The following is a 256-nucleotide window of genomic DNA, read 5'->3' on the forward strand; positions in this document are numbered from 1 at the left end:
TGGTTACTTTTAGCTTTAGGACCGCTAGACAAACGCTCAATAAGTGGCAGTGTAAAACCCGCTGTTTTACCTGTTCCTGTTTGCGCTGCTGCCATCACATCACGACGCTCAATAATCGCCGGAATTGCTTGAGCCTGAATTGGCGTTGGCGTTTCATAGCCCTTCTCTAAAACCGCATTAACTAAAGACTGTGATAAACCTAAACCTTCAAAACTCATATAAACTCTCTTTTAAATAAGGCTAAACTAGCCAGTTG

1 protein-coding gene is annotated in these 256 nt (G+C 42.6%); it reads right to left on the minus strand.

Annotated features, from left to right (window positions below; genetic code table 11):
• The coding region (locus tag AAEY83_RS16695; protein ID WP_351060874.1) for a DEAD/DEAH box helicase at positions 1-218 on the minus strand (218 nt) is incomplete at its 3' end.
• Between the last annotated feature and the right edge of the window lie 38 nt (positions 219-256).

Source organism: Psychrobacter sp. TB20-MNA-CIBAN-0197 (assembly GCF_040309765.1).
GTDB classification, from domain to species: domain Bacteria; phylum Pseudomonadota; class Gammaproteobacteria; order Pseudomonadales; family Moraxellaceae; genus Psychrobacter; species Psychrobacter submarinus.